We start from the raw sequence: 26,460 nt of genomic DNA on the forward strand, positions 1-26,460 counted from the left end.
GCATCGTGGGGTAAGGGGATGGTGGCTACATATTGATGTTGTGCTGTTGCTTTTTACTGAAAGCTGCTACTAACGACTCATAAATCTACCCTTAATCGTGTATTGGATGATAGTTGCGGATTTTAGGAAAAAATGAAAATGACAACTATGAGCTGATATTGACATGCGGAACGACTTATGGAGTGAAAGGGTTGGAAAGCAAATACACACTATGCAAAGATCTGCGCCAATGGATAGCCTTATGGAAGAATGTGGGCGCAAGCATAAAATCGCAGATTATATGTTCGTCGAAATGTATCTTTGGCAATGCACACAATGCGCAGCCGGACAATGCTTTCAAATATACGGTATGTGATAATGCATTTGATTTCTTGAATAAAGGACTTGGACTTGATTTCGAAAAACTGTATGTCAGAGAAGAAGATATGCCATATTGGGAGATGTTGGCGTCAAATATAGACGTGACGGATTTTGATTTTGATGTTTTCGTAAATCAGAAGTTCAATGCTTCGAATCTCACCGAAGATACCACCTTTGTGCAGACATGGTTTGAATTCAAGGATGAATTTTCGCGTTGGCTCCTTAAAACATATTCAATATGGAAGAGCGATGTGAGTAGTTATCTGATTAGGGTATTGGAAAAAGTCTGTTCGCTGAGCACTTCTGAGTTGTTCTCACAGATTGCCACACAAATATTTCACGAATCGCTTGATGAAACCAGTCTACAGCAACGCTTGTCGCTGCTTAAAGAAGCAAAAAGACAGAATGTTCAGATAACGGCTTTGGCGGAACAGGAGCTGAAGGCGAAGTTGTCTGCAATGGCGGCAGACCCGGAACGTGGACCGTTATATGCGATGAAATATATGACGCCACTCACATTTTCAGAGCAATGTCTGATGATAGAATGGGTGGGACAAGGGAGAATAGAGAAGAACTATATAAAGACTTTGTATCCAGAACTCTATAATTATCTGACATTGCCTAATGTCCAGACTGAGAATGGAAACAACTGGATAAATGGATACTTCCAGGAGTATTGTTTGTCAAAAGTGGCAAACAGACCAACTGAAAGCTTGATTAACCAGCTGAAAGAACACAATGCTTCGCAACTCAGTTTTGAGGCATGGCGTGACGGCTTCAAGACTGTCAAGACTTTATTGCATCATCGCAGCGATATAGATCTTTTCTATTGGATTGATGGTCTTGGTGTAGACTGGATTCCATTTATCACGAAGGTTATAGAAAAACATAAAGTAGACGGGGTGTTCTTGAATGAGGTATATGTGGCAACAGCGGAACTTCCGACTGTCACTTCTGTCAATAAAGAAAAATTGTTGGAACTGGCTGGTGATAAGCTTGAAAAGATAGGCGACATAGACAAGTTTGCCCACACGCAGAAAAACTATCCAGCCTATCTTACGGAAGAGTTCCACCTGGTGGAGAATGCCATCTCAAGGGTTCTCTCACAATATAACGGAAAGAAGATTGCCTTTGTTGCAGACCATGGTATCAGTTATATGTCACAGTTTGGTGTTGGCTTAAACCTCGCAGGAGTAGAAACAGATCATGCCGGACGCTGCGGGCGTTGGCTCAAGGGAAAAGTTCCGACAGACAACAACTACGTCGTCATAGAAGATGGGCATACTTTGTGTTCCTTGAACAATAATTCGCTATCAGCCAAGACATCAACAGGGCTAGGCGCTCATGGAGGAGCTACTCCAGAAGAAATACTCGTGCCTATTATAATAGTCTCCAATCAAAAAAATGCAAGCGTATATACGGCAAAATTACAATCAAATGAAATTGTCGCAACGACACCTGTTGTCAGATATATAATTATGGGAATAAACAGTATTGACACGCCTGTTGTTTTATATAATGGCGTGGAGTACGCTCTTCATAAAGTCGATGGGGATATATATGAGAGCGAACGACTGAATCTCGTCGACACATCGACAAGAATAACCTTGCGTATTGGAGATTTCAAGCAAACAGATAATCTGAGCATAAACACCGGTGCTCAGGAGGATGATTTATTTGGATTTTGATTATGCAGACAAATATCATACATAAAGTTAGAGAGCAGTTTGCCTCGATGGTTATTTATAAAGATCCGGCTTCAACCAACAGTTTGTTTGCCGGGCGCAATCTTCCTTCTTTCGTGAAGGACTTCATTCTCAAGCGTTATATTAATGAAGACGGTTCTGTGGATCGTGCCGGTCTGACAGGATTTCTTGACATGGTGATACCTCAAAAGCAGACAGAGGTAAAAGATCGCTTGGCTTCTGGAGAAGAATTGACATTACTCACACGTTTTATCATATATATAGATTTGGTGAAGGATGTACGCAGATTCGGTATTCCGGATCTCGGCATCAAGATAAACGAGGGGCAGATACCGGAGTATGTTTATAAAAAACATCAAGGAGAACTCGTGGATGGAGAGAAATGGGGTATTATCAAGCTTTCTGTGCTTCCGGATAATGACGGAAAGAAGTATCATGTGGAGATGGTTGATTATAAACCTTTCAAACCTTACCGTAGCGTAGATATTGATTATCTGCGTAATGCCCGTTCTGCTTTCTCCACGCAGGAATGGATAGACTTGTTGTTGTCTGCTATGGAATATGAGGCTGACGGCTTTGAAACGATGACCCAGAAGATGGAGTTTCTGACTCGCCTTCTTATTTTTGTCGAACCGCGTTTGAATGTTATAGAACTTGCTCCTAAAGGAACAGGTAAGTCTTTTGTGTTTGGTAATCTTTCAAAGTATGGCTGGCTTGTTAGCGGAGGAAAAGTAACGCGCGCTAAGCTCTTCTATGATAAAGCCAAACAACAGAATGGTATTATCAAGAATCATGATTTTACCGCTTTTGATGAGATTCAAACTATTATTTTCCAGGAGCCTGCAGAGATACAGGCTGCACTAAAATCATATCTTGAATCGGGTAAGACTACGATTGACAACAACGAATTCAGTTCGGAGTGTGGTTTGATGTTGATGGGAAATATACCCCTGAATGAGCAGCGTAGACCTTTGAACTATAGGTATTTTGATTCGTTGCCTCAGTCGTTTCGCGAGTCCGCGTTGCTTGACCGTTTCCATTGTTTTATTGAAGGATGGCATCTGCCTCGTGTAAATAAAGGTATCATCTATAAAGGGTGGACATTGAATGTGGAGTATTTTTCTGAAATTCTGCATTCTCTTCGCACGCAAAATATCTATGGGTTGTTGTTTGATGAGTTGGTAGGATACGACAAGAATGCTGATACACGAGACTTTAATGCTGTCAAACGTATGACTGTTGCTTATATGAAACTACTATTTCCGCATTGGACCCATGTTGATGATGTTAATATGGATGACTTTGATACATATTGCTTACAACCGGCAATACGCCGACGTGGCATAATAAAGGAACAGTGTCATTATATAGATGTAGAGTTTAAAACAATTATGCCAAATTTCTGGATAAAGAAAGATTATGTATAAAACAAGCCCCATACTTTTGACTTAATGACAAAAGTATGGGGCTTGTCCTTATTTTAACCTAAATATGTCATTTGGGTTTAGTGGTATTACTTGACCTCTATATTCCTCATCACCTTGGCCTCCTGCTCTGGAGTAGTCTTTGGAATGGTGATTGTGAGGATGCCGTTGGCAACGCCAGCACTGATCTTGTCGCGGTCTACATCATCCGGCAGAGTGTAGCTCTGCTCGTAGTTGCCATAGGCAAACTCACGGCGCAGGTAGTGTATGTGGCGAGACCTGTGGCTGTCCCTGTTCTCCTCCTTGTGTTCCATCTTGTTCTCGATGGCAACATGAAGAAGTCCCTCGTTGGTGACGTTAATGCGCACCCATTCCTTTTCCAGTCCAGGAACTGCCATTTCCATAATATAATCTTCGGCTGTCTCCTTCACGTTGAGTGCCGGAGCCGTAGTGTTGCGTTGCGGCATCAGCTCGGTGTCGGAAAGTGAGTCATCAAAGAATTTGTCTAACCAATTAGAATAGTTGTTTCTGCGAACCATCAACATAGTGAATACCTCCAAATTTTATTTTTCTCGTCCTCCCTTCACCATGCGGATCCGTCGGGACTTCTGATTGTTGTTTTATGTTTTTTTTGCCTCAAGCTTCAAGGCTTTCGGCTTTCATTAGGGCATATCGCAACATGTGTGCCAATGGCTTTGCAAGGGTTGGTGTCTGACAATTTGTACGTTTTACGACTCGTAAACATGAAAAAATGTCAGAATAGTGTCATGGTGGAGCAAAGTATTTCTCTATTTTATACATATTTAATATGTCTTTTTGTTTCGTATTATTCTGTTTTTATACTTTTGCATCTATAGAACCATATATTAAAATAAACAGGGACTATGGAGAAAGAAAAGATTTCAGGAAAACTTCCTTCTGAATGTACTACGATTATCGTGGGGGAGGAACAGAGTGTGGACGGTGCGAGATATCTGTGCCGCTCAAGTGATTTCGACGCTTTGATGGCTATCAACGTGGAGGTGCACAGGGATACTGACGACGGACAGGAGGAATTCGTGGCGAAGGACAGCAAGTTCCGTTGTCCGTTGCCGAAGAAAGCACTCGGCTACACCGGTCTGCCGGACTATACATATCCGGGAGAGTGGGGCAGCGCCGGATATAACACGGCAGGAGTGGGAATGAGTTCCACGGAGACTATCTTCAGCAGCGAGAAGGCTCTTGAGGCTGACCCGTATGTGGAGGACGGACTGGCGGAGAACTGTACCTACAACATCGTTTTACCTTATGTGCATACAGCCCGCGAGGGCGTGGAGAGACTGGGAGCGCTGATTGAGGAATACGGGTCGGCGGAAGGTTTCGGCATCGGTTTTATAGATGCCAAGGAGACCTGGTATCTGGAGAATGCCGGCGGACACAGATGGCTGGCGTGCAGGATGCCAAAGGACAAGTATTTCGTGACCGGCAACCAGAGCCGCTACCGCAAGTATGACCCCGAAGACAAGGAGAATTACCTGGCATCGGCAGATCTGATAGAGTTTGCCGAGAAGAACGGGCTGTATAATCCTGCCGACGGCGTGTTTGATTTTCATGAGGCTTATTCGAGAGACGAGAAACTCGATACTACATACAACTATCCGCGCGTGTGGGGACTGCAACGGATGTTCTCGCCGGCTATAAAGAACGATGTGGAGAAAAACACTTTCCCCGTGTTTGCCGAGGCTGAAAGGAAAATATCCCTTGCAGACCTGCGCAAGGCTTTCCGCTTCCACTACGACAATACCGACCACGACCCTTACCTCCATTCCAACGGCAAGGAGCCATACCGCCCGGTAAGTATCTTCCGTACTACGCAGACGCATATCATGCAGGTGCGTCCGGAGCTGCCGACGGCTATTGGCGAAGTGACATACGTGGCGTTTGGTATGGCAGACCTCAGCGTGTTCATCCCCTTCTATCAGGGAGCTACGGAGGTGGACGAGAGGTATACATATCGTGCAAATAGCGAAAGCGACGACTATTCCGCCTATTGGACCTTCCGCAAGATTGCCGCCCTGGGTATGACAGACTACAACTATTTTGCCCCGATAATAAAGAAGGCATATCTTGAACTTGAGACTGAGTTTGACGAGACGCAGCGGAAGATAGAGAAGGAATATCTCGCCACATGCAAGGAAGCTCCCGACAATGCCGTTGAGGCTCTCACGGCTGCCGGCATCGCCATGCAGAAGCGCGCATACGATTTCAGCAAGCAGCTGCTCAACACTCTATTCACCCATCTTACGAAGAAGGTGCAGGAGGAATACTTGTTTCATGGAGCGTAAAGATTGAATTGATATTTGTGATAAAAGGGAGTGCCCATGGGTTCTCCCTTTGTCTTTCATGAATAAAGCATGGACTTGTTATTCGTGAAGCATGGACTTGTTATTCGTGAAGCATGGACTTGTTATTCGTGAAGCATGGACTTGTTATTCGTGAAACATGGACTTGTTATTCATAAAACATAGACTTGCTATTCGTAAAACACAAATTTGAAATCTCTAAAATACAGACTTGTAATTCGTAAAATATTGACCTCGGATTCCCCCCACGCCGTGGGGAACAGAACCCCCTAATGTGGGGATGTCTTCCCCCTGGTGTGGGGGAAAATATGGGATGCCGAAAGGCATGATACTTCTATGATACATCAATGATACTTTTCTGTAAAATATCCAGAAAAGTATCATCGGGTTAAGTCGTTAGTCTATAGTGTATTAGGGGCTTGGCGGTGGCCAAGAATGATACTATGATACTTTTTTTGAGGAAAATGTTTTATGTGTGTGCGTTGTCAGTTACAGATCCTCATAGCGAGGGATGTCGCTAAGGAAGGAGTAGAAACGGTTGGTATAGTCGATTTTGCAGCAGTAGTGGCTGATGCCGTTGCTCACCACCAGATAGTCGGCGTGGAGTAGAGTGTTGTAGGCGAAGATCTGGTTGAAGGTTTTCTGAGAGATGGCTATAGACGGCGCTTTGTATTCTATTATCATACGCGGCTTCAGATCCCTGGAATACAACACACTGTCGCAGCGCAACTTCTTGCCGCTGATGGTCAGCTCCACCTCGTTGGCAAGGAGGGCAGTGGGGTAGCCCTTGTGGTCTGCAAGGAAATGGATGAAATGCTGGCGCACCCATTCTTCGGGGGTCAGTGCTATGAATTTCCTGCGCAATACGTCGAGGATATACTGTCTGCCATCTTGCTGGCGCGTTTTTATTTCGTAAGGAGGTAGGTTTAATCGGTTCATTTTATTAATTTTGCAATCAGAATGCGTCTTGCTGATATTGTCGCCATGACACGACAGGACGGTTGGTCCATGACGGGAGACTTCATCCTTGTGAGACGATGACCCGCAAAGGCGGCGTCTCGTGTCTATGGCATTGCAAAAGTAATGATATTTCGTGAATCTCAAAATATGAAATGTCGGAAAAGAGCAGTGATTGACCATGCTTCAAAATTCCGTGTTCACGGGAATGGTATTGGCGACGAACAGTTTGATGGCATTCTTGAGAGGGTAAGGATGTTTTGTTATTAACATTATTATACAAATAGAAAAATGTTGCAGCGAAACTGATAATGTATAAAATAGTTAAATAATATAGTATGGCTGAGAAAACAGCGACAATGACTTTTGAGAGCGTGATGTCGGATCTGAAGGCCGGCAACTACGCACCGTCGTATCTGCTGATGGGGGAGGAGGCTTACTACATCGACCAGATCGCAGACTTCATTGCGGAGCATGCGATAAAGCCCGAAGAGAGAGATTTCAACCAGCAGATAGTGTTCGGAGCCGATGTGACGGGAGCCCAGGTGGCAGACATGGCGAGGAGCTATCCCGTGATGGCGGAACGGCAGGTGATAATAGTGAAGGAGGCGCAGAACATAAAAAACTGGGACCAGCTGGAGCGTTATCTGGAAAAACCGGCAAAGACGACTGTGCTCGTGGTGTGTTATAAAAACGGTACTATCGACGGACGGAAGAAGATCCTGACGAGATTCAAGAATGCGGGAGTGGTGTTTGAGAGCAAGAAAAAGCGAGACTACGAGCTGCCGCCATTCATTGAGGCATATCTGAAAAAGCGCACAAAGGTGACGATAGAGAACAAGGCGGCGCAGATGCTTGCCGACCATATCGGGGCAGACCTCAGCAGGCTGACGGGAGAGATTGACAAACTGCTGCTCTCGCTGGAAGAGGGAGACACGCGCATCACGCCGCAGATGGTGGAGAAGAGGATCGGCATCAGCAAAGACTTCAATGCCTTTGAACTGAGAAGCGCCATCGCAGCGAAGGATGTGGTGAAGGCGAACCTGATATTGAAATATTTTGACAGCAATCCGAAAACAGGCGGGGCGTTCGCTCTGATACCGGTGATATTCTCGTATTTCCAGAATCTCATGCTTGCCTACTACGCTCCCAACAGACAGAATGATGCCGAGGTGGCGAGGTGGCTCGACCTGCGCGGACCATGGGCCGCCAAAGAGTATATGCTGGGAATGAGAAACTACAGTGGTGGGAAAGTGATGCAGATAATAGACAAAATCCGTGAGGCTGACACCAAGTGCAAGGGACTCGACAATCCGAATACTCCCACCGGCGAGCTGCTGCAGGAGTTGATTTTCTTTATCATGCATTGACCAGGGAACAAAGAATTTTCTGCCAGAAATGGTTACACCTTATATATATATGTCCCCTCATCACCGTTTTTCGGGTGGTGAGGGGATGCTGTTTTATGGTATCTGCACCCCGAAATGATGCGTTTTTTTACATTTTTGGTGCAGATTTTGTAAAAAGAAATGATTTTCACGAACATGAATTTTATCCTTATTTCCGCTTGAAATCAGGGCTTTGCGTGATTTTTCCTATCATGAGAATAGCATGATTTTGACATTACTTTCCCCTCGTTCGGAATCCTTTTGTTTTTGAAAAAAACGACTCTGAAAATGACTTTAAATTCAGCGTTAACAATTGTTTTGATATACCTTTGTGAAATTCAAAGATTTAAATTTTAAAACATTGAAGTTTAATTTAGTAAATGTGATTTATATATTTGAAAACTTGAATACATTTTATTAAATCAAATTCAAATATCAACATCCGAATATTTAAATATTAAAATTCACACGAATTATTATGCAGAATAAAATAAGCCTTATAAATCACTGAAAACCAATGAGTTTTATACTTTTAAAGTAGCTGACAGGGTGAATTATACAAAATAACTTACAAAATTAATGTATATTCCCTATTTACGCCCCTAAACATATATAAATAACCAAATCACAGCCAGTTAATTCCGAAAATCCCGTAAACAAAGGCTTTCCGGACGTTTGGCTCCCTAAAATTCACATTTACAAATTCAAAACCTAAAAACCTGAGTTTAAAGATTTGATTTTACGAATTTACATTTAGAAATCTAATATTTAGAAAATAAAATATATTCTACATTTGTTGTATATTCCATTTTTTTGATTTACCTTTGTAAAGTCAAACAAAATCAGGGCTACAACCCCTATTTTTACTATAAGAGAAGAAAATGAAGGACAGAATTAGACAGCTGATGGAAGCGCAGCACATGACTCAACAGACGTTTGCAAACTTCCTCGGAATATCTCCTGCCACACTGAGTGGAATTTTTCAGGGACGTACAAAACCGACTCTGAACACCGTGGACTCTATAAAGTCGAAATTTCCGAACATCAGTCTCGACTGGCTCATGTTTGGAAAAGGAATGATGTTCGTTGACGAAGCGTCGGCGGATGACTCCTCCTCTACCCCACAGGAGAGCGGTATGGCCGGTGAGCAGATGCTCGACTTCGGTGATGCTGAAGGAAATGCGGGGGCAACATCGCAGCAGAGCGCCCCGATGGGCAACGCTTTTGCTACTAACGTGAGGCAGCAGCCAAAGTCGCCCGTACACACGGACATCGTATATAAGGAGAAGGAGCGCCGGAGGATAACTGAAATAAGAGTGTTTTACGACGACCAGACGTGGGAAAGTTTCGTGCCGAAGAAGTGATTATCTCGCTCTTCTGAATAATCAGACCCCAATCACGTAATGATTATCGGTTGGGGATAATGGGCTTTTTGGCGGCTTTGCAGATAATAATGTGAGCTTATCGGTAGATATTAGGGATTTTTTGCCTAATTTTGCCGAAACTTATAAATGGAACTGATGAAAAAATACGTTTTAGACCTGATTGTTTCTTCGGTGGACCATATCAACGACAAATACGTCTTGATAAAGTTGACCCATGCGGAGAAGCTGCCCGAAATGGCACCAGGACAGTTCGTGGAGATACGCATCGACGGATCTGCAACGACATTCCTGAGACGCCCGATATCTATAAACTTCGTTGATTATCAAGCAAATGAGCTGTGGTTGCTGGTGGCTGCCATAGGCGACGGCACACGTGCCTTGGCACAGCTGAAGGCTGGTGACAAGCTGAACTGCATGTTCCCTCTGGGAAACACGTTCACCATCCCTGAGAACAAGGATGCCAAGGTGTTGCTCGTCGGCGGCGGCGTGGGCGTTGCACCGCTTCTCTATTTCGGTAAAGTGCTGAAAGACAATGGTATGACACCGGTGTTCCTGCTTGGAGCACGGTCGGCAAAAGACCTGCTGCTCCTTGATGAATACAGAAAATACGGTGAGGTGTGCATCACTACCGAAGACGGATCGGAGGGAGAGAAGGGCTTCGTGACAAACCATTCCGTGTTGCAGCGAGTGAGGTTTGACCAGATTTCCACCTGCGGACCGAAACCGATGATGGTGGCAGTGGCGAAATATGCACATTCTGAGGGTATATGCTGTGAGGCGTCGCTCGAAAACAAGATGGCATGTGGCGTGGGAGCCTGTCTGTGTTGCGTGGAAGGCACGAAGAGCGGCAACCTGTGTGTTTGTAAGGATGGTCCAGTGTTTAACGTAAATGATTTGTCATGGCAGATTTAAGGGTAAAAATAGGAAATCTGGAGCTGAAGAATCCAGTGATGACAGCTTCAGGCACATTCGGATACGGTCCGGAATATGCTGATTTCGTGGAACTTAGTGAGATAGGCGGCATTATCGTGAAGGGCACCACCCTGCATCCGAGACAAGGCAACGACTATCCGCGAATGGCAGAGACGGCATCGGGAATGCTCAACTGTGTGGGATTGCAGAACAAGGGCGTTGACTATTTCTGTGAGCACATATATCCGGAGATAAAGGATATCGACACCAATATGATAGTGAACGTAAGTGGTTCTTCGCCAGAGGATTATGCAGAATGTGCGGCAAGGATAGACGCTCTCGACAAGATTCCGGCGATAGAACTGAATATCTCCTGCCCTAATGTGAAAGACGGCGGAATGGCGTTTGGAGTGACATGCGAGGGAGCTGCCAGTGTGGTGAGAGCCGTGCGTAAGAGTTATCATAAGACGCTGATAGTCAAGCTGTCGCCGAACGTCACCGACATTACGGAGATTGCACGTGCCGTTGAGGCAGAGGGTGCCGACAGCGTGTCGCTCATCAATACCCTGATGGGAATGGCGATAGACATAGAGAAGCGCAAGCCGATGCTGAGCATCAATACCGGTGGACTGAGCGGACCAGCGGTGAAGCCTGTTGCTCTGCGCATGGTGTGGCAGGTGGCAAAGGCTGTCGGAATTCCCGTTGTGGGACTCGGCGGCATCTGCAATGCCAACGATGCCATTGAGTTTATGCTTGCCGGAGCTTCCGCAATAGAGATCGGTACGGCGAACTTCCTGGATCCTCAGGTGACGGTGAAGGTGAAGAACGGCATCAATGAATGGCTTGACAAGCATGGATGCAAATCGGTGACTGAAATCATCGGTCAGTTGGAGGCCTGATGATTGCACCGGATGCATTATTCGGTTTGACAAAAAATCTTAGTTGATATTTTCAGCCCATCCTTTTCGAGAGATCTGGATGGGTTTATTATATCTCTTTTCTTATTTGACGTTTGCATATTTAAATACTTATTGTATTATGAAAACAAATCGAAATTGTTTGTAAGTGTTAATTGGTTTTCTTTTATCGTTAACTAATGTTGCAAAATTGGCAAAGGTTTTTGTACAGAAAAATTGGGAAAAATAGGGACTTTAAGAAATTCGATGGATAATTTGAAATAAATGGAGGTGTTTCTTGTTGAAATAAATTGAAGTGTTTCTTGTCGCTTTTGTAGAAAAATATTACTTTTGTTGGAACTTACCCCCAAAACGGCATTATACCGATTCGGGATGAATTTAACGCAAACCCATAAAAAATAATTCTATGAAGGATAAAATGCTTTTTTCTTTTGCCTTTCTGCTTGTATTGGCAATGTTCGTATCGTGTTCAAAAGATTTGGCTGATGGCGATGACGCCTTGGGTGGTGTGACACTCAGGATAAAGGCCCGTGGACAGAGCGGGGCAGCGTCGGAAATGACCGTGGCGACTCCGATAAAACTGTATGTATTTAATACGGCAGGACAATGTGTGGCGTATAAGTCGGTGGCTTCGGAAAAGGATGTGGCAAACTTCAAGCTTGCCGCCGGAGCGTATCGGGTGTATTCTGTGGCGGGAGCTGATGCGGCAAACTATTCGTTGCCGACAAAGGAGGAGGCTACTCCGCAGTCTGTGGTGGCGCTGAAAGAAGGAATGGCACATGGCGACATAATGGCGGCAAATAGTGTGGTGGTGCTGACGGACGGCGAGGAAACGGACGTCACGCTGACGATGAGCCGCAAGGTGTTTATGCTCCGCAACGTGACGATAAGCGATGTGCCGGAGAATGTGGCTGCTATAACGGCGGATGTCAGTCCTCTGTATGAGGGAATCAACGTGGCTGGAGAGTATTGCGGAGAGAATGGCGCCTATAGCGTGGTACTGGAGAAGGGAACTGATGGCAAATGGACAAAGCAGTGTGACGCATTCCTGATGGAGAGCGTGGGGAATCCTGTAGTGACTTTCAATTTCACGACGACCGACGGCAAGGTGAAGACCTTCAGATATGTCAGCGACAAACCGCTGGCGGCAAACTACAAGGTGGATATGACCGTGAATTATCAGAGAGTGGCAGAACCGTCGCTGAAGTGCTTGATCAATGGTGTGTCGTGGGCCGGAGAGCAGATCTGGACAATCGATGTGAAGGAGAATGAGATGGGCGACAATACGGGCGGCGATGTGAAAGTGGACGAGACGGCTCCAGAGCAGGGTACGGTATATAAAGGTTGCTATGTGCTGAAGTCGGAGCAATCTGCGGTGTCTGGCAATATCACCATTGTGACCCTTTTGGCGCCGAAATCGAAATGTTCACTCGTATTTGATGCAGATGATCAAGCCGATGTCAAGAAGGCCGTTGATGCCGGCATTACAGAGCTGGCTGTGAAAGGAGTGGATGGATGGAGACTGCCGACAAAAGGGGAGATGGAGTATATAATGGACAACAGAGCCGATATTAATAATAATCTCAAGACATTGGGTTTGGAGCTGATATTTAGTAATACGAATGGAATTTATTATTTCCTGAATACAGACAATAAGATAATGTGTATGAATGAGGTAAAGAGCTCGTTTCCTCCCAGTTCTGGTAAAGCAGGACGTAATCTCCGTCCTGTTGCCACCGTCACTTTCTTGAAAAAATGACAGATTTATCTGAGTTCTTTTCTCGCTTTGGGTTGAAGAAGCATACGTTATTTTTCGGCTGAAAGTGAGAAAAGAGCGAAAAAATATGCAAAAGGAGTGGGAAAAAATCTGATAATCAAAGGAAAAATCAATTTTCTTGCAACTTTTCTCTATGAAATTTTGCAGTTTACAATAAAAGTACTACCTTTGCACTCCGAAAACGGTCGGTTCCGTAGCTCAGTTGGATTAGAGCAACGCCCTTCTAAGGCGTGGGTCTTGGGTTCGAATCCCAACGGAATCACTTGGGGAGGTTTAGAAGCCTCCCTTTTTTGTGTCTGATAGTCAAGTAGTTACGTTGTAAAGCGTTTAATATTAAAGGATTAGAGATAAATATAGGATTAGGACATAAAAAGGTGTATGTATACGTATTAGATATGTACGAATTGTTTGACGATTCGTCATGCACCTACCGCTGAATAGTTACGTTAGGAAAGTTTAATATTGAAAGCGCCAAAACGTCATTGTTTTTTTGTATCTTTGTAGGGCATTGTTCTTTAAAGTACTTTAGTGTATTTTTGTCCACTACACGAAACGAAAAAAGACTGGAGAAAAACTTGTCAGCAACAGAAAAAGAGAAACATCAAAAATGAACACTGATAATAAACAACTTCCAATAAAACGTGAAGACTACGAGTAGATGCTGCAACACGCCGTTGCAGTGATTGAACATGCACGACTGGAAATAGCTAAGCATATTAACGGCAATATTGCTTCCGCATATTGGGAGATTGGCAAGATGCTTCATGAGCGAAAGGTAGAAAGCGGACATGGGGATGGCGTGGTACGCCAGTTGTCCGTAGACTTGAAAGAACGCTATCCGAAGATGGGACTTTCACCTCGAAATCTATGGTATATGAAGCGTTTTTATTTGCGCTATTGTGGAAGCGATGTAAAAGTGCAACGCTCCGTTGCACTTTTGCCGTGGTCGCACAACTTGCTCATTATGAGCAAGATAAAAATGATGAAGCTACTCTGTTTTATGCGAAAGAAACTATTGCTAAAGGTTGGAATCGCGACTTACTACTCAATGCGATTAAGCTAAATATGTACGAGTCGCAGTTGGCGACAAAGGTTGACAACAATTTCAGTCGCACGCTTCCAATGGAGCAAGCTCGATATGCCAATGAGGTGTTCAGTAGCAGTTATAACCTTGGCTTCCTTGGAGTGACAAACCCCATACTGGAGCTTGAACTCGAAGACCGTCTTGTGAAGGCTATCACACGTTTCCTTATGGAGCTCGGCAATGGCTTCACGTTCATCGGCAACCAACACGTGTTGGAGTACAACGGCAAAGAGAGCAAGGTGGATATGCTTTTCTTCCACCGTGGCTTGCGCTGCCTTGTGGCTGTCGATTTGAAGATAGGTGCTTTCAAACCTGAGTATGCAGGAAAGATGAAATATTACCTTTCGTTGCTCGACCGTCTTGAAAGGGGCGAAGGTGAAAACCGCTCAATCGGCATCATCCTCTGTGCAGAGAAAGATCGTGTGGAAGTGGAGCTTGCTCTCGAAGACATGGGCAAACCGATAGGCGTGACTGACTATCAACTGATAGTGCCAAAGAAAGAATTAGAGGAAGTCCTTACCAATGAGATTAAAAAGTTCGGTGAGGAGAAAGGTGGAAAATAGAATTGTTACGGAATATTTAGGGTTTAAGAAATACTTTTTTCTTAAAATGGGCGTTTATCTTGAAGGAAAATGCTACCTTTGCATTGCAAATGCTTCATGTTCATCAAACAACAGGAATGTTGGCTCTTGAATCAGAGTTCACTATTTGTGATAGCTATAAAAGAACTCTTTGGTCGGCAGCGTGAAGCAGTAAGGCATTTATCTTGAATTTCAACAAACTATTGATATAAAGGAAAAATGAAAAAACACGGCGTTATGTTATTCACATTCGTCATTCTATTTTTGACCTTAGGCTGTGATTTGGCTTATGGCCAGGGAGAAGAGGGGAATGAGAAAGAAGAGGTTACGGTGACATTGGACTTTTCAAAAAAAGGAGCATTTGGATTGAAAAATAATACTAGCCAAAGTGTACTAACCGATATTACTTTTAAAGTTCAAGATTTATCCGTCTCATTAACGGGGTATACATGTCATTATATAGGAACAAACAAATATCTGAGGTTAGATTATGACGCTAATCATCCGGGGCAACTGCAAATTTCTGTGCCCAAACCTATTGTAATAGATTCAATTACGATGAGAACCACAAAAAAAGGTATTTTCATTAAATATAATAATAAATTTTTATCTGCAACAGAAAAAAAACCAATCGTAGAGTCTATAAATAGTAATAATATAACATTAACAGAATCGAAAAAGACAGGAGAATCACTTAGCTCTTATATCACCTCCATCACCCTCACCTACACCCGTCCCAAGCTTGACGCTACGCTTGACGAGAAAGGCGAGAATGTAGAGAGCACAATTAGTGGAATCGCTGGTGCGAACAAGACGTTGGCTCTGAATCGCACATTCAACCCCTCTCAGTTGTATACCATGTGTCTGCCCTTCGACCTGAGCAAGAAGATGATAACGGAGATTTTCGGCAACAAAACGCAGGTATATTCGTATGACGGATATCAGAATGGAGAACTGTCGTTCTCTACTGTGAAAGAGAATGTGGTGAAGGCAGGCATGCCGTTTCTGATGCGGTCCGAATATTATGTGGAGCAGCCAAAGTTTGCGGACGTCACAGTTAGGAGCACAACCGCACAGACTGTATGTGGCGGCGAATGGGATCTCTGCGGCACTTTTGGATCGTACGAGTTGGTGGCAGACGGCACGCAACTGTTTCTGATAGCAGATGGTACGCTGGCTAAGCCGAAGGCTGACTCCCGACCGATGAGAGGCTTCAGATGTTATCTGCAAAAGCATACCGGAACGGTGAACGGGAGCGCCCAGCTGCCCTCTGTGACCATCGACGGGGAGACGAACGCCATAAAGACCGCTGAGTATGCGGCGCCAACAAGTGGTACAACCGCCTACTCGCTGTCGGGAATGAAACTGAATGCTGGTTGCAAGACTGCAAACGGCGGGATAATGATAATAAACGGAAAGAAATTCATCACAACGAACAGATAAAATAACGCAGAAGGAGAAAGAAATATGAGTAGCAGAATTTACGTAAAACCAGATATGAAGGTAATACCATTGGAGGGAGAAGGCTTGACACCGCTCTCGGCGAACGGTATAAAAATAAAGGTGCCCGATAAGATACAGGATAAGGATGCCGACGAGGCCTGTGCAAAAGACTTCGGCAGCAACATCTGGGAGACGGAATAAGAAGTCTGCCCCCGATCAGAACATTTTTGGCGTCAAGCCTCCATGTCGCAAGAGTCCTGCCGCCAATTCAGTCAGTATATGGTTTAATCCCCAAACGCCTATCAGGCAGTTTGGGGATTAAGTCATTTATATAGGTGATTAACTGATATTCCCAAAATATCTTGGGATGGGCAAAAGAAATAAATGAGGAAGACTATGCATCCCTTTATTGTTTCATTCAATATCAAATCCCATGTCTCGCACAAGTTGCTTGACAACATTGACTTTGACGGTTGAAGCATCCTCTTTATCATAGAGAAGAAGGAAAACCACATGACCGTTTTCCACATCTGTAAAGACATTGAAAGTAATGACCCTTGCTCCACCAGATTTACCTTTGCCTTTAGCTTTGATAGCCATACGGATTTTGCGTATGTTTTTTTGTAATCTCATCGCCTTGCAAAGGATTGTTCTTAATGCTTTCAAGAAACTCCTTGTAGTCTTTTTTAAAACTTGGATATTTTTTAGCGAGACGTTTTGCTTCTTTTGCGAAGTCGTCAGAAACCGATACTGTAATATTACAACTCATCGAGCAAACTATCAGCAGATTGAAGTTTACGTTTCCCGGCAATGGCTTCCTTTACCTCCGTCAAAGCGTTTCTAAGTTCTTTCATTAAGTCGCGCGGTGCGTCAATGGTATTACTTCCGTCATCGGGGAATTTCATAGATACCAACATTCTCTTTGTCACAAATTTTAAAAGCTTCTTCCACGAGATGATTGTAGATTTCGCACTCTTCGGGTGTGAAAGCATTAGATCCGTCTGCTAACATGTAATCCCTAAACATATCATCAGGATAGAAATTCACATTGCGCTCTTCCACGATGTAACGGAAGAACTTTATTACATCATCAACATTGTTGATATGTGAATCTTTATTATACTGCATAACTATATCTTTTAGGTTTACATCAGAAAGGTAATCTATCCCAACACCAAAGAAAAGCGTAGGCCAAGAGCATCGGCAATACGCAAGAACGTAGAGAGTTGCATATCTGTCTGACCCTTTTCGAGTGAAGATATGTACTCGCGTTTCTTACCGATTTTTTCAGCCAACACTTTTTGTGTTATATTTTGGCGCTTGCGTTCATCCTTAAGAAGTTCAGCATAGTACCAAGCTTTAGCCTTAGCTTCAAACTCCTTACGCTCGGGACTATTTTCGTCACCATATCTTTCTTGCAGATGGTCGTCAAATGTTTTGAGACCAGCAAGTTTGTTTTTGTCAAGTTTCAACATATTCAATCCTCCAAATAACGTTTAACAATGTTTTGGGCTTTTTTGATTTCAGCCTTGTACTGTTTTGTATCTTTCTTCAAGAACGAGTTCAGAAGAAGTACATTTTTGCTTTGTATGAAATTGTCGTGGTCAACAGCGAGCAGGATAGTTCTGTATTCGTTGGAACTGATGGAAATTCGGAGTTCGTAGAAGTCCGTATTCTCTAAGCTCTTTACTATTTTTGAACTGACGACATATTGTGATTTTACAATCTGTAAAGCATAGTCATATTTCTTCTTTAATAGTTCGTTCAAACTTGCGTAGTATTCTTCGAACTCGTCCGAGTAGATAATGTGCCTTATCACTTTCTCTTCCATGCTGCAAAGTTAATCAATTTGTTACATACTACCAAATAAAAGTAATATATTTATTACATATACACCTCAATACCATTAACCTCAAATATACACACATCACGAAGCTGCCGGATTTCGTTAGAGTCCAGCAGCTTCATTCGTTTAGTGTATTTTAAAATAAGGCAGGTTGAGGCTTGCACAGCCTTTGTAGAAGTCATATTTAAGGGAGATAAATTGAAAAATGCTTCCATACTGTGAAAGTACGGAAGCATTTGTATGGATGAAAAGACAAAAGCCTTTATACGGATTATTTATTCTACGGTGAATGTTGTTACTTTCATTGCGTTTTTTGTGTTTTCATGATTAGGATCGCCAATGACTATACCATACTCACCTGCAGTAAGGTCTTCCAAAACTATATAGTAAGAACTCTCACCATATTTCTTGGCTTTATATTCAACACTTGAAAGGTTGTTACTCTCAGTCTTTGACAAAGTACCAGTCTCTGCCAACTGGTATCTACGCTCTTTACCTTTAACTTCAAACTTAAAAACAGAAATAAAAGAGTTAGGATCTGTCTTGTTATCTGCTGCTTTTATTATAAGACGAGTTGTTGAACCACCAACAGCTTTACTGGTTGACTTAATACCCTTAAGTGTCAATCTTGATTTTACCTTACCAATACCTGTAAGATAAAGGCTTGCTCCTGCCTTTGTTTTAATAGTACCATTCTCACGAGACAATTTAACTCCTTGGCTATCAGAAGTCAGAAGAAGTGTCTCTTCTGCAAACTCTGGCTCTGTTAAGTTAGAATTAAAAGATGATGTTTTCAATATATACAATATTATAATAAAGGGAAAACATATAAAAAGTGGTGGAATAATTGTTAGATGTACTATCAACTCTGAATTAGTTCCAATTTCTTCAGCTGAAGTTTGTAAATCGGAGTGATAATAGATAAAAAGGGGATGCTCCATGTTGGTGCATTCCCTTTTATATTATCTCCACAAAGGTTCATCCAGCCAATTCCCTGGGAAGCCCATAGCCGATGTGTCTACATTGAGATGTTCGGTCAAAAGAACTTTTAGTCTAAAACTAAAATTATTGCATGGTCGAATGACATTTAGCAAATATTGCAGATAGCATAATTGCGAGTAAAGTTTGTCATAGTTGCCAACTGGCGGTATTACCCAGTTGCCACGCAATGGAGTTGTCATCTGTGGCTTGATTGGAAATTTTCTGTTCCAAACTCGTGAGTGATGTGCAAGATAGTTTCTTAATACGACAGCACTTTTTATCCAACTTTCAAGAACCAAGTGTTGCGGAAGATTGAACTCACGAGCTATGCGTTTCTTGATTTTGTTATCAGCAAAATTACAAAACAATTTGGATAATGTTCCAAAAGAAGTAACCTCCAATGTTTTCCATACAGGAGGAAATTCAGGTTCAGAATATTTTGCCGAGTGCTCAATGATAAATTCCTCTCTTGTCCTCTTCAGCTCTTGCCTAATCTGTTCCATGCATTTATGGTGGATGTTAGCGTCACGGAATAAAGATACATCAGTGAACCAAAATGCGCCGTACTGTAAGGAGATATGGTGTATCATCTTTGAGCGAAGAGCAATTTCTACAGCTTGAATGGCAGTGAAAATCAGTTCACGCAAATCACAATCAAACCTGTATAAGTCCATTGCATTATCAAAAGTGCTACCTGGCTTGAAGATGTGTTGAACCTTATCACTTTCCATAGGATGAAAATAGTTGTCTAAGCGGAAATAGCTGACTACTTTCAAGCACTCTATGGCCTTATTCCTATCACGAATGATAAGACCGCGTGACTCCAACAAATCAAGAATTTCAGAATAGTCTAAGGGCTGTTTTGAATACTTCATAAACGTATAAAAAGTAAAAGTCCCACCCTGGTTCGCTGTTCTACGGGAAGCGTGGTGGGAACTGTTGATGCAAATTTACGCAATATTTTAGAAACAAGCAAATTTCAAGATAAAAATTTGCAATTAATGTATGATTTACATATACACTTCCAAGCCATTCACCTCAAAAATACACATATCACTAAGCTGCCGTTCGTTAGAGTCCAGCAGCTACATTCGTCTTATGTATTTTTAAATAAGGTAGGCTGAATAGTTACAGCATCAAAAGCCTCTACAAATTTTTCATAATCTCCCATAAACCTAAAGTTTGTATTGTGGAAGTCTATATTAATCTGTCGAAGACAAATCAAGCAAGAAATCATAGATGCTGATAATCTGAATTCCATCATCATCGCTCCACGATTTTGTATGCTCACCAACGATAAGGAGTTTACGGAAAGAATCACCCACTAAGCGCAAGGAACGTTTCTCCTGCTCCATTTTGTCGGCATCAGGCATTCTCCAAGCCGATTGTATATAAATGCGTTGACTACCTTTATTGCAGACGAAATCAACTTCAAGTGTGACACGGATATTTTGTCCCTTATCGTTTCTTACCCTTTGAGCAACGTTGCCAACATCAACGAGCCAACCACGCATACGCATTTCATTATAGATGACATTCTCCATGATGTGGGTTGGCTCTGTTTGTCGGAAAGAAATGATAGAGTTGCGCAAACCGATATCTTGATAATAGTATTTTGATAGCGAGCCGATGTACTTGCGTCCTTTAATGTCATATCGCTCAGACTTCTCAATAAGGAAAGCATCTTGCATATATCCAAGATATACGGAAACCGTCTTGTCCGTGATATTCTGAACGTTGCTTACAGACTTGAAAGTGTTGGCAATATTAAGAGCATTGACAGGTGCGCCTATGCTTGAAGCCACAGTCTTTGAAAGCTCTTCAAATTCAGGTTTTAAGGTAATGTCATTACGCTCATATATGTCACGGAGATACACGGTACGGTATAGCCTACGCAAGAAATCGGATTTCTTGTCATCGCCAATTTGAGTTAAGAGTTGTGGAAGTCCACCAAACATAATGTATTCAGACCACGCATCTTCCTTTGAACCAGGAAAAACAGACATAAATTCCTTGAATGACAAAGGCCAAACATGGATTTCATCACCACGCCCACGGAACTCTGTCACCACATCAGATGAAAGGAAGCGTGAATTAGAGCCTGCAACATAAACATCAGTGCCTTCAGTTACCGAGAGTGTGGAAAGAACCTCAACAAAATCATTCACTTCCTGTACCTCGTCAATAATGATGTAGTATGTTTCATCGTCTTTCATTTCCTTTTCTACCCAATCAAGTAAATAGTCAGGGTCTTTGAATGGCTTGTTCTTTCGACTCTCCATATCAATAATTATGATATGGTCTTCCTTAATACCATCATCCAACAGGTGCTGTCGGAAAAGCTTCTTTAGCAAGAAAGACTTTCCAGAACGTCTTAATCCTGTTATAATTTTAATCAATCCGTTGCCTTTAGAACGAATCAATTGGTCGATATAAGTGCTTCTGTTAACTATCATCCATTCCGAAAAAGTGGTACATGTTCCACTTTTTCGGAACAAAGGTAATACTTTTCTTTTAAGAGGAAGACTTTTTCTTTAGGAATTTGACAATTATAGCTAAATTCGCTCTTTACATATACACCTCAATTCCATTCACCTCAAATATACACACATCGCGAAGCTGCCGGATTTCGTTGGAGTCCAGCAGTTTCATTTCCAAATGGTATTGATTGCCTATGTAAGCGAAGTCACGTCCGAAAGTCATAAATGGCGCAGGAAAAGGAAAAGAGGGGGTTAGGGGGAGGTTACATAATTACTTTCAATTTGGAAGGAATCAGAAAATTGTTTACCTTTGTAAGAAAATAAAATCAGATAAGATGGGAACAGAATTAATACCACAGGACGGCGACACAATAATTTGCCTAAAAGTAGGCAAAATAGATAGGGAAGATTTGTATGAGATGACACGCAAGTATTGGAAAATGAGTTTGCAAAGGGCATCAAAAGCAAATCATGTCCTTGCCGTTGTGGATGGTATCGTAAAAGAAGACTACATCCCTCAAGATTGGAAATATACAGACAATCCAAAGTATGAGGGACGTATTGAATTTGTAGGGAATAAATGTTTGAATTCTCCTTACGTTGGGAAAAGCGTGGTTTCTTTTTATGGAAAAAGCCAGAATCCGGTGAAATATATTAATATGTAACCGCTCCATGCCATACTCTGCATTTCGGGGAAAGCCTGTAACAGTTTATCAGGAATTTTATCAGGAACTTTCTTTATCGGTTCTCGCTTGTGCGCTTCGAGAGCTTTCTGTATTTCCCCAAGCATAAAGTCGATGAATGGTCCGGAGTCGGCAGCATTGCTGTTGGCAGTAATTGCATCGTAGTATTGCTGCTGGTTGGCATACACCATGTTTTCCATCGGCTTACTTCACTACTTCACCATAATGACCGTTTGTATGTTAAATTGGGCACGCTGCTTGCCCAACCGGGGCACGATGCTTGCCCATCATGGGCAACGTGCTTGCCCCAGTTGGGCAGAATCTGTGTCAGACGTCTGCCCAATAAGTTAACCCAAAACGGTCATTAGGACGTTTACTTTATTTTTCATGACTGCTTGCTGCCTTTTGCCTTTTATAAGGCGTCTTTTGCTTGTTTTTAATTCGCAATAGCTCGCTATTACTCATTAAAAGACAAACAAAATACACTCTTCTAAAAGAGCAAAATACAAGCAAGCCCTAATGGCCGATTTGGGTTAATGTTGTAATACCATATTCCTGTTTCCAAGATTCTGCCGACACATGTAATTTCTCTCATCAGATAATTCCTGACAGTTTTAAAACCATCCATACAGTTTCAAATCATTCATACGGTTGAAAATCATCCTGACAGTTTCAAACCATCCAGACAATTGAAAACAACTGTCAGGCCGCTAACTGCCTGTATGCCAATGCGCTATGAAGAAAACCTGATGATCTGACAGTTTTTGCTTGATTTCAGATGATATGGCAAAATCTTTACATTTGCCGAGGTTCTGCCTGAAACGATGCCCTGTGCCCCGTGTTTGTCAGTTCAGCTTCGTCATGTGGTAGCCGAGGCGTTTCAGTTCCATCGACATGCCCATGAGATACATCTGGTGGAGGGCAGACACATAACCCTGGAAAGCCTCGGGAGTGCCGGGTTCGAGGTGCTGGTGGTAGAGCAGGTTGTATGTGCGTGAGGCACATTCGCCCACGGTCTTTGTCATCATGGCGTGGTCCTCCTCGGCGAGCAGCAGCACTTTCTCGCAGATGTAGTCGTCCATGTGGTCGAAGTCGCGCTGGTCTCTCAGATATTTATACAGGTCGCCAACTTTGCTGTAGAGTTCCCAGTCGGTGTCCCAATATTTTGCTATCGCCATTCCGATGAACATCATCCATCCGAGCGACACGGTGGGGTAGGCGTTGAACTCCCTCATCCCGTCGGGCAGATAGCTCTCGCCGATTTTCTGCCACAGTTCCTCGATGTCGGGAGCCTCAGGCAGACGCTCGTCCACTTTTCCGATGGAGAGCAGGTATTGGTGGAGGTCGGTGTGGAACAGCTGTTCCAGATTCTTGATGTCTTTATTCAATTCCATATATATATGTGTTTCTTTTTTATGCTTGTGAGTAAGTGTTATACATTTGCTGAGCCAGTTGTCATGGTTAATGCAAAGGTAAGATTATATTTTCAAATATCGGCATTTATTCCGTCGATGTACTATATTTCGGGAATTTTTGAGTAAGTTTGCATTATAAATTTATATGCGAATGAAAACACTATTTATTGCTTCTGCCCTGGCTACGACGACCGTGTGGTTCCTGCCCATTCGTTCAAGTTCGCTGCCCGTCTGCAGGAGTGTCAGGCAGGCAAGGCCCCAGTCCTGATCCGTATCGACAGCAAGGCAGGCCATGGCGGCGGCAAACCATTGTCTAAGGTGATGGAAGAGACAGCCGACATCTACGGCTTCATAATGTATAACATGGGAATGAAGATGAAATAATGGCAGATTTCGGTTTGTGCCCTAATGACCGATTTGGGTTGAATGAAAGTCCTGCTGACCGATTGGGGGATAAAAAAGCAGCAAGAGAGGAAACAGATTCCAGTCCTTGCTGCCAGTGTATTGTTTGGGGTTATCCCTCGATTCGGGATAAATACGGTTATTGTTCTTCAGTTTCCTTCGGCAGCCGACGAGGCGTTCGCACTCATGGGTGCAGACACGGCGATGATGATGACAGATAATACACGTAGTAAAAGATTTTTAATTTTGTTTCCGATTATAGTCTCAGAAGTCTAAGGTCATGATTGTATTCGCTTCTTCGACATTTTTAGTGTTTCCTTTTGCAAAGATACAAATTTATATCATGTCTTCAAATAAAAAATGACATTCGGATGAATGAATAATGAAGATTTCATTACCTTTGCAGACGGAAACAAAATAACAAACAAATATATTTATATGGGAGGTATCTTCGGAACAATTTCAAAGAAAAGCTGTGTGTCAGACCTGTTTTATGGCACCGACTACAACTCTCACCTCGGTACACGCCGTGGTGGTATGGCAACATTTTGCAAGGAAAAGGGCTTCGTGCGCTCTATCCATAATCTCGAAAGCTCTTATTTCCGCACCAAGTTTGAGCCTACTCTCGACCGCTTCGAGGGGGCTACATCGGGAATCGGCGTAATCAGCGACACCGACGCACAGCCGCTGATAATGAATTCTCACTTGGGAAAATTTGCCATCTGCACGGTGGCGAAGATACTCAACAAGGATGAGCTGACAAACGAGATGCTGGAGAAGAACATGCATTTCGCCGAGATGTCGTCGGGCAGCACAAACCCTACGGAGCTCGTGGCGCTGCTCATCATCCAGGGCAAGACCTTCAAGGAGGGTATAGAGAACGTGTATCGGCACATCAAGGGATCGTGCACGATGCTTCTGCTCACCGACCACGGCATCATCTGCGCCCGCGACAGCTGGGGACGCACTCCGATAATCATCGGACAGAAGGATGGGGCATATGCGGCATCGAGCGAATCAACCTCGTTCCCTAACCTTGATTTCGATACAGTATATAATGTAGGACCGGGAGAGATAGTGAAGCTCACCGCCGACGGTATGGAGCAGATAAGGAAACCGAACAAGAAGATGCAGGTGTGTTCGTTTCTGTGGGTGTATTACGGATTCCCCACATCTACATACGAGGGAAAGAACGTGGAGCAGGCGCGTTTCGACAATGGCTTCAACATGGCGAAGACAGACCCCGTGGAGGTGGACTGCTGCAGCGGTATTCCTGACTCTGGAACGGGAATGGCGATGGGATATGCGGCTGGTAAGAATGTGCCTTATCAGCGCTGCATAGCAAAATACACTCCTACATGGCCACGCTCCTTCACTCCGTCAAACCAGAGCATGCGTTCTCTCGTGGCAAAGATGAAGCTTATCCCAAACAAGGCGATGCTGCAGGGCAAGAAGGTGCTCTTCTGCGACGACTCCATCGTGCGCGGCACCCAGCTTCGCGACAACGTGAAGGTGCTCTTCGATCAGGCTGGTCTGAAGGAATGCCACATGCGCATTGCCTGTCCGCCGCTCGTATACGGATGTCCGTTCATCAACTTCACGTCATCGAAGAGTGATATGGAGCTTATCACCCGTCGTATGATCCAGAAGTTTGAGGGCGACCCGAACAAGAATCTCGACAAGTATGCCACCACCGACTCTCCGGAGTATAAGCGTATGGTGGACGAGATAGCAAAGGAACTGGGACTCACCACTCTGAAGTTCAATACCATCGAACAGCTCATCGAGGCTATCGGTCTGCCGAAGTGTCAGGTATGTACCCACTGCTTCGATGGCAGCAGCCAGTTCTCGCTCGAGACATTTGCCGACGAGGATTGATTGCAGCCTCCTTCATGAATTTGAATAGACAAGCGATTGTATATAGTAGTAAAAAAGCGACTCTCTTTCGGAAGTCGCTTTTTTGCTGATTATATATTATTCCCAAACGGTAATCCATAGGGATTTCAGGATTGTAGAAGTACAGCTGTTATAGATACTGTAATACAATACGTTGGAGAAAGAATAAGAAGAATGGAAGTGTGGGGAATGCTATGGTGACAAGAGCGATAAACGGGGCTCGAACCCGCGACCCCCAGCTTGGGAAGCTAGTGCTCTACCAACTGAGCTATTATCGCAAATCTTTTCCCATTAGTTTATCTTATGTTTAATCGCTATGGAGCCGATACCGGGACTCGAACCCGGGACCTACGCATTACGAATGCGTTGCTCTACCAACTGAGCCATATCGGCTGATTAAACACCCGGAACAGGGCACTGTTCCGAACAAGTGGTGCAAAGGTAACAATTATTTTTTGACGAGCAAAATCTTTTGTCGCTT

23 protein-coding genes, 3 tRNA genes and 2 pseudogenes are annotated in these 26,460 nt (G+C 43.4%); 15 read left to right on the forward strand and 13 right to left on the reverse strand.

The genetic code is table 11. The annotated features are described in order from the left end of the window. Positions 1 to 113: 113 nt before the first annotated feature. Positions 114 to 2,048 (forward strand): BREX-4 system phosphatase PglZ, encoded by a 1,935-nt coding sequence (pglZ, locus tag ST42_RS11945; RefSeq protein ID WP_156139363.1) that lies wholly within the window; start codon positions 114 to 116, stop codon positions 2,046 to 2,048. A 2-nt stretch (positions 2,049 to 2,050) separates the two neighbouring features. Then, positions 2,051 to 3,493 carry a BREX system Lon protease-like protein BrxL gene (brxL, locus tag ST42_RS11950; protein WP_044073639.1) on the forward strand — a complete coding sequence of 481 codons (1,443 nt, stop codon included), beginning with the start codon at positions 2,051 to 2,053 and terminating at the stop codon, positions 3,491 to 3,493. Between the two features lie 86 nt (positions 3,494 to 3,579). On the opposite strand, the gene ST42_RS11955 is transcribed toward brxL, so the two are convergent. Continuing rightward, positions 3,580 to 4,035: an Hsp20/alpha crystallin family protein gene (locus ST42_RS11955; protein WP_044073640.1), complete on the reverse strand. Its 456-nt coding sequence runs from the start codon at positions 4,033 to 4,035 to the stop codon at positions 3,580 to 3,582. Between the two features lie 339 nt (positions 4,036 to 4,374). On the opposite strand from ST42_RS11955, the gene ST42_RS11960 reads away from it, so the two are divergent. Then, positions 4,375 to 5,814, forward strand: coding sequence for a C69 family dipeptidase (locus ST42_RS11960; RefSeq protein ID WP_044073641.1), 1,440 nt, complete (start codon positions 4,375 to 4,377; stop codon positions 5,812 to 5,814). Between the two features lie 507 nt (positions 5,815 to 6,321). On the opposite strand, the gene ST42_RS11965 is transcribed toward ST42_RS11960, so the two are convergent. Further along, positions 6,322 to 6,771 carry a type I restriction enzyme HsdR N-terminal domain-containing protein gene (locus ST42_RS11965; protein ID WP_044073642.1) on the reverse strand — a complete coding sequence of 150 codons (450 nt, stop codon included), beginning with the start codon at positions 6,769 to 6,771 and terminating at the stop codon, positions 6,322 to 6,324. Between the two features lie 356 nt (positions 6,772 to 7,127). Here ST42_RS11965 and holA point away from each other — a divergent pair, with 356 nt between their 5' ends. From holA to ST42_RS13920, 9 genes and pseudogenes are all read left to right on the forward strand, one after another. Then, positions 7,128 to 8,159, forward strand: coding sequence for a DNA polymerase III subunit delta (holA, locus tag ST42_RS11970; RefSeq protein WP_022316944.1), 1,032 nt, complete (start codon positions 7,128 to 7,130; stop codon positions 8,157 to 8,159). A gap of 899 nt (positions 8,160 to 9,058) precedes the next feature. After that, the gene (locus ST42_RS11975; protein WP_044073644.1) at positions 9,059 to 9,541 is read left to right on the forward strand and encodes a helix-turn-helix domain-containing protein; all 483 of its coding nucleotides are present in this window, start codon (positions 9,059 to 9,061) and stop codon (positions 9,539 to 9,541) included. A 156-nt stretch (positions 9,542 to 9,697) separates the two neighbouring features. Then, entirely contained in the window at positions 9,698 to 10,474 is a 777-nt protein-coding gene (locus tag ST42_RS11980) for a dihydroorotate dehydrogenase electron transfer subunit (protein ID WP_044073665.1), read from the forward strand. Next, positions 10,462 to 11,373, forward strand: a complete 912-nt coding sequence (locus tag ST42_RS11985; protein WP_022316940.1) for a dihydroorotate dehydrogenase — start codon at positions 10,462 to 10,464, stop codon at positions 11,371 to 11,373. The genes ST42_RS11980 and ST42_RS11985 overlap by 13 nt, the downstream gene beginning before the upstream one ends. Before the next feature lie 436 nt (positions 11,374 to 11,809). Continuing rightward, positions 11,810 to 13,150, forward strand: a complete 1,341-nt coding sequence (locus ST42_RS11990; protein WP_197068948.1) for a FimB/Mfa2 family fimbrial subunit — start codon at positions 11,810 to 11,812, stop codon at positions 13,148 to 13,150. 205 nt (positions 13,151 to 13,355) lie between these two features. Next, a tRNA-Arg gene (locus tag ST42_RS11995) sits at positions 13,356 to 13,430 on the forward strand. Positions 13,431 to 13,826: 396 nt separating this feature from the next. Then, positions 13,827 to 14,815 (forward strand): annotated as a pseudogene (locus ST42_RS12000) (PDDEXK nuclease domain-containing protein). A gap of 576 nt (positions 14,816 to 15,391) precedes the next feature. Beyond that, positions 15,392 to 16,276, forward strand: coding sequence for a hypothetical protein (locus tag ST42_RS12005; RefSeq protein WP_156139365.1), 885 nt, complete (start codon positions 15,392 to 15,394; stop codon positions 16,274 to 16,276). Between the two features lie 24 nt (positions 16,277 to 16,300). Then, complete coding sequence (locus tag ST42_RS13920; protein ID WP_156139366.1) at positions 16,301 to 16,477, forward strand: hypothetical protein; 177 nt, start codon at positions 16,301 to 16,303, stop codon at positions 16,475 to 16,477. 213 nt (positions 16,478 to 16,690) lie between these two features. Here the strand turns inward: ST42_RS13920 and ST42_RS14525 are convergent, their stop codons facing one another. The 7 genes from ST42_RS14525 to ST42_RS12045 all read right to left on the reverse strand — a co-directional run bounded on the left by ST42_RS14525 (position 16,691) and on the right by ST42_RS12045 (position 21,559). Beyond that, the gene (locus ST42_RS14525) at positions 16,691 to 16,909 is read right to left on the reverse strand and encodes a hypothetical protein (protein WP_316931831.1); all 219 of its coding nucleotides are present in this window, start codon (positions 16,907 to 16,909) and stop codon (positions 16,691 to 16,693) included. 125 nt (positions 16,910 to 17,034) lie between these two features. Continuing rightward, a complete protein-coding gene (locus tag ST42_RS12015; RefSeq protein ID WP_197068949.1) occupies positions 17,035 to 17,181 on the reverse strand; it encodes a hypothetical protein in 147 nt (48 codons plus the stop codon). A 258-nt stretch (positions 17,182 to 17,439) separates the two neighbouring features. Beyond that, positions 17,440 to 17,751, reverse strand: a complete 312-nt coding sequence (locus ST42_RS12025; protein ID WP_044073648.1) for a helix-turn-helix domain-containing protein — start codon at positions 17,749 to 17,751, stop codon at positions 17,440 to 17,442. 2 nt (positions 17,752 to 17,753) lie between these two features. Then, positions 17,754 to 18,107 (reverse strand): type II toxin-antitoxin system RelE/ParE family toxin, encoded by a 354-nt coding sequence (locus ST42_RS12030; protein WP_044073649.1) that lies wholly within the window; start codon positions 18,105 to 18,107, stop codon positions 17,754 to 17,756. A gap of 290 nt (positions 18,108 to 18,397) precedes the next feature. Further along, positions 18,398 to 19,063 carry a hypothetical protein gene (locus ST42_RS12035; RefSeq protein ID WP_231557037.1) on the reverse strand — a complete coding sequence of 222 codons (666 nt, stop codon included), beginning with the start codon at positions 19,061 to 19,063 and terminating at the stop codon, positions 18,398 to 18,400. A gap of 21 nt (positions 19,064 to 19,084) precedes the next feature. Next, positions 19,085 to 19,978, reverse strand: a complete 894-nt coding sequence (locus ST42_RS12040; protein ID WP_044073651.1) for an Abi family protein — start codon at positions 19,976 to 19,978, stop codon at positions 19,085 to 19,087. A gap of 327 nt (positions 19,979 to 20,305) precedes the next feature. Further along, on the reverse strand, positions 20,306 to 21,559 hold the full coding sequence (locus ST42_RS12045) for an ATP-binding protein (protein WP_044073653.1): 1,254 nt from the start codon (positions 21,557 to 21,559) through the stop codon (positions 20,306 to 20,308). A gap of 359 nt (positions 21,560 to 21,918) precedes the next feature. Here ST42_RS12045 and ST42_RS12050 point away from each other — a divergent pair, with 359 nt between their 5' ends. Further along, positions 21,919 to 22,248 (forward strand): hypothetical protein, encoded by a 330-nt coding sequence (locus ST42_RS12050; protein ID WP_044073654.1) that lies wholly within the window; start codon positions 21,919 to 21,921, stop codon positions 22,246 to 22,248. Here the strand turns inward: ST42_RS12050 and ST42_RS12055 are convergent. After that, positions 22,206 to 22,466, reverse strand: coding sequence for a hypothetical protein (locus ST42_RS12055; protein ID WP_156139367.1), 261 nt, complete (start codon positions 22,464 to 22,466; stop codon positions 22,206 to 22,208). The two genes, ST42_RS12050 and ST42_RS12055, sit on opposite strands and share 43 nt — an antisense overlap. Before the next feature lie 645 nt (positions 22,467 to 23,111). Next, complete coding sequence (locus ST42_RS12060) at positions 23,112 to 23,660, reverse strand: hypothetical protein (RefSeq protein WP_156137000.1); 549 nt, start codon at positions 23,658 to 23,660, stop codon at positions 23,112 to 23,114. A 204-nt stretch (positions 23,661 to 23,864) separates the two neighbouring features. Here ST42_RS12060 and ST42_RS12065 point away from each other — a divergent pair. Further along, positions 23,865 to 24,065 (forward strand): annotated as a pseudogene (locus ST42_RS12065) (prolyl oligopeptidase family serine peptidase); the annotation flags it as partial. Between the two features lie 456 nt (positions 24,066 to 24,521). Beyond that, positions 24,522 to 25,961 (forward strand): amidophosphoribosyltransferase, encoded by a 1,440-nt coding sequence (locus tag ST42_RS12075; RefSeq protein ID WP_044073669.1) that lies wholly within the window; start codon positions 24,522 to 24,524, stop codon positions 25,959 to 25,961. A 223-nt stretch (positions 25,962 to 26,184) separates the two neighbouring features. On the opposite strand, the gene ST42_RS12080 is transcribed toward ST42_RS12075, so the two are convergent. Both ST42_RS12080 and ST42_RS12085 read right to left on the reverse strand, forming a co-directional pair. After that, positions 26,185 to 26,257, reverse strand: a tRNA-Gly gene (locus ST42_RS12080). Between the two features lie 39 nt (positions 26,258 to 26,296). Then, a tRNA-Thr gene (locus ST42_RS12085) sits at positions 26,297 to 26,372 on the reverse strand. Between the last annotated feature and the right edge of the window lie 88 nt (positions 26,373 to 26,460).

Source organism: Prevotella pectinovora (genome assembly GCF_000834015.1).
GTDB classification, from domain to species: domain Bacteria; phylum Bacteroidota; class Bacteroidia; order Bacteroidales; family Bacteroidaceae; genus Prevotella; species Prevotella pectinovora.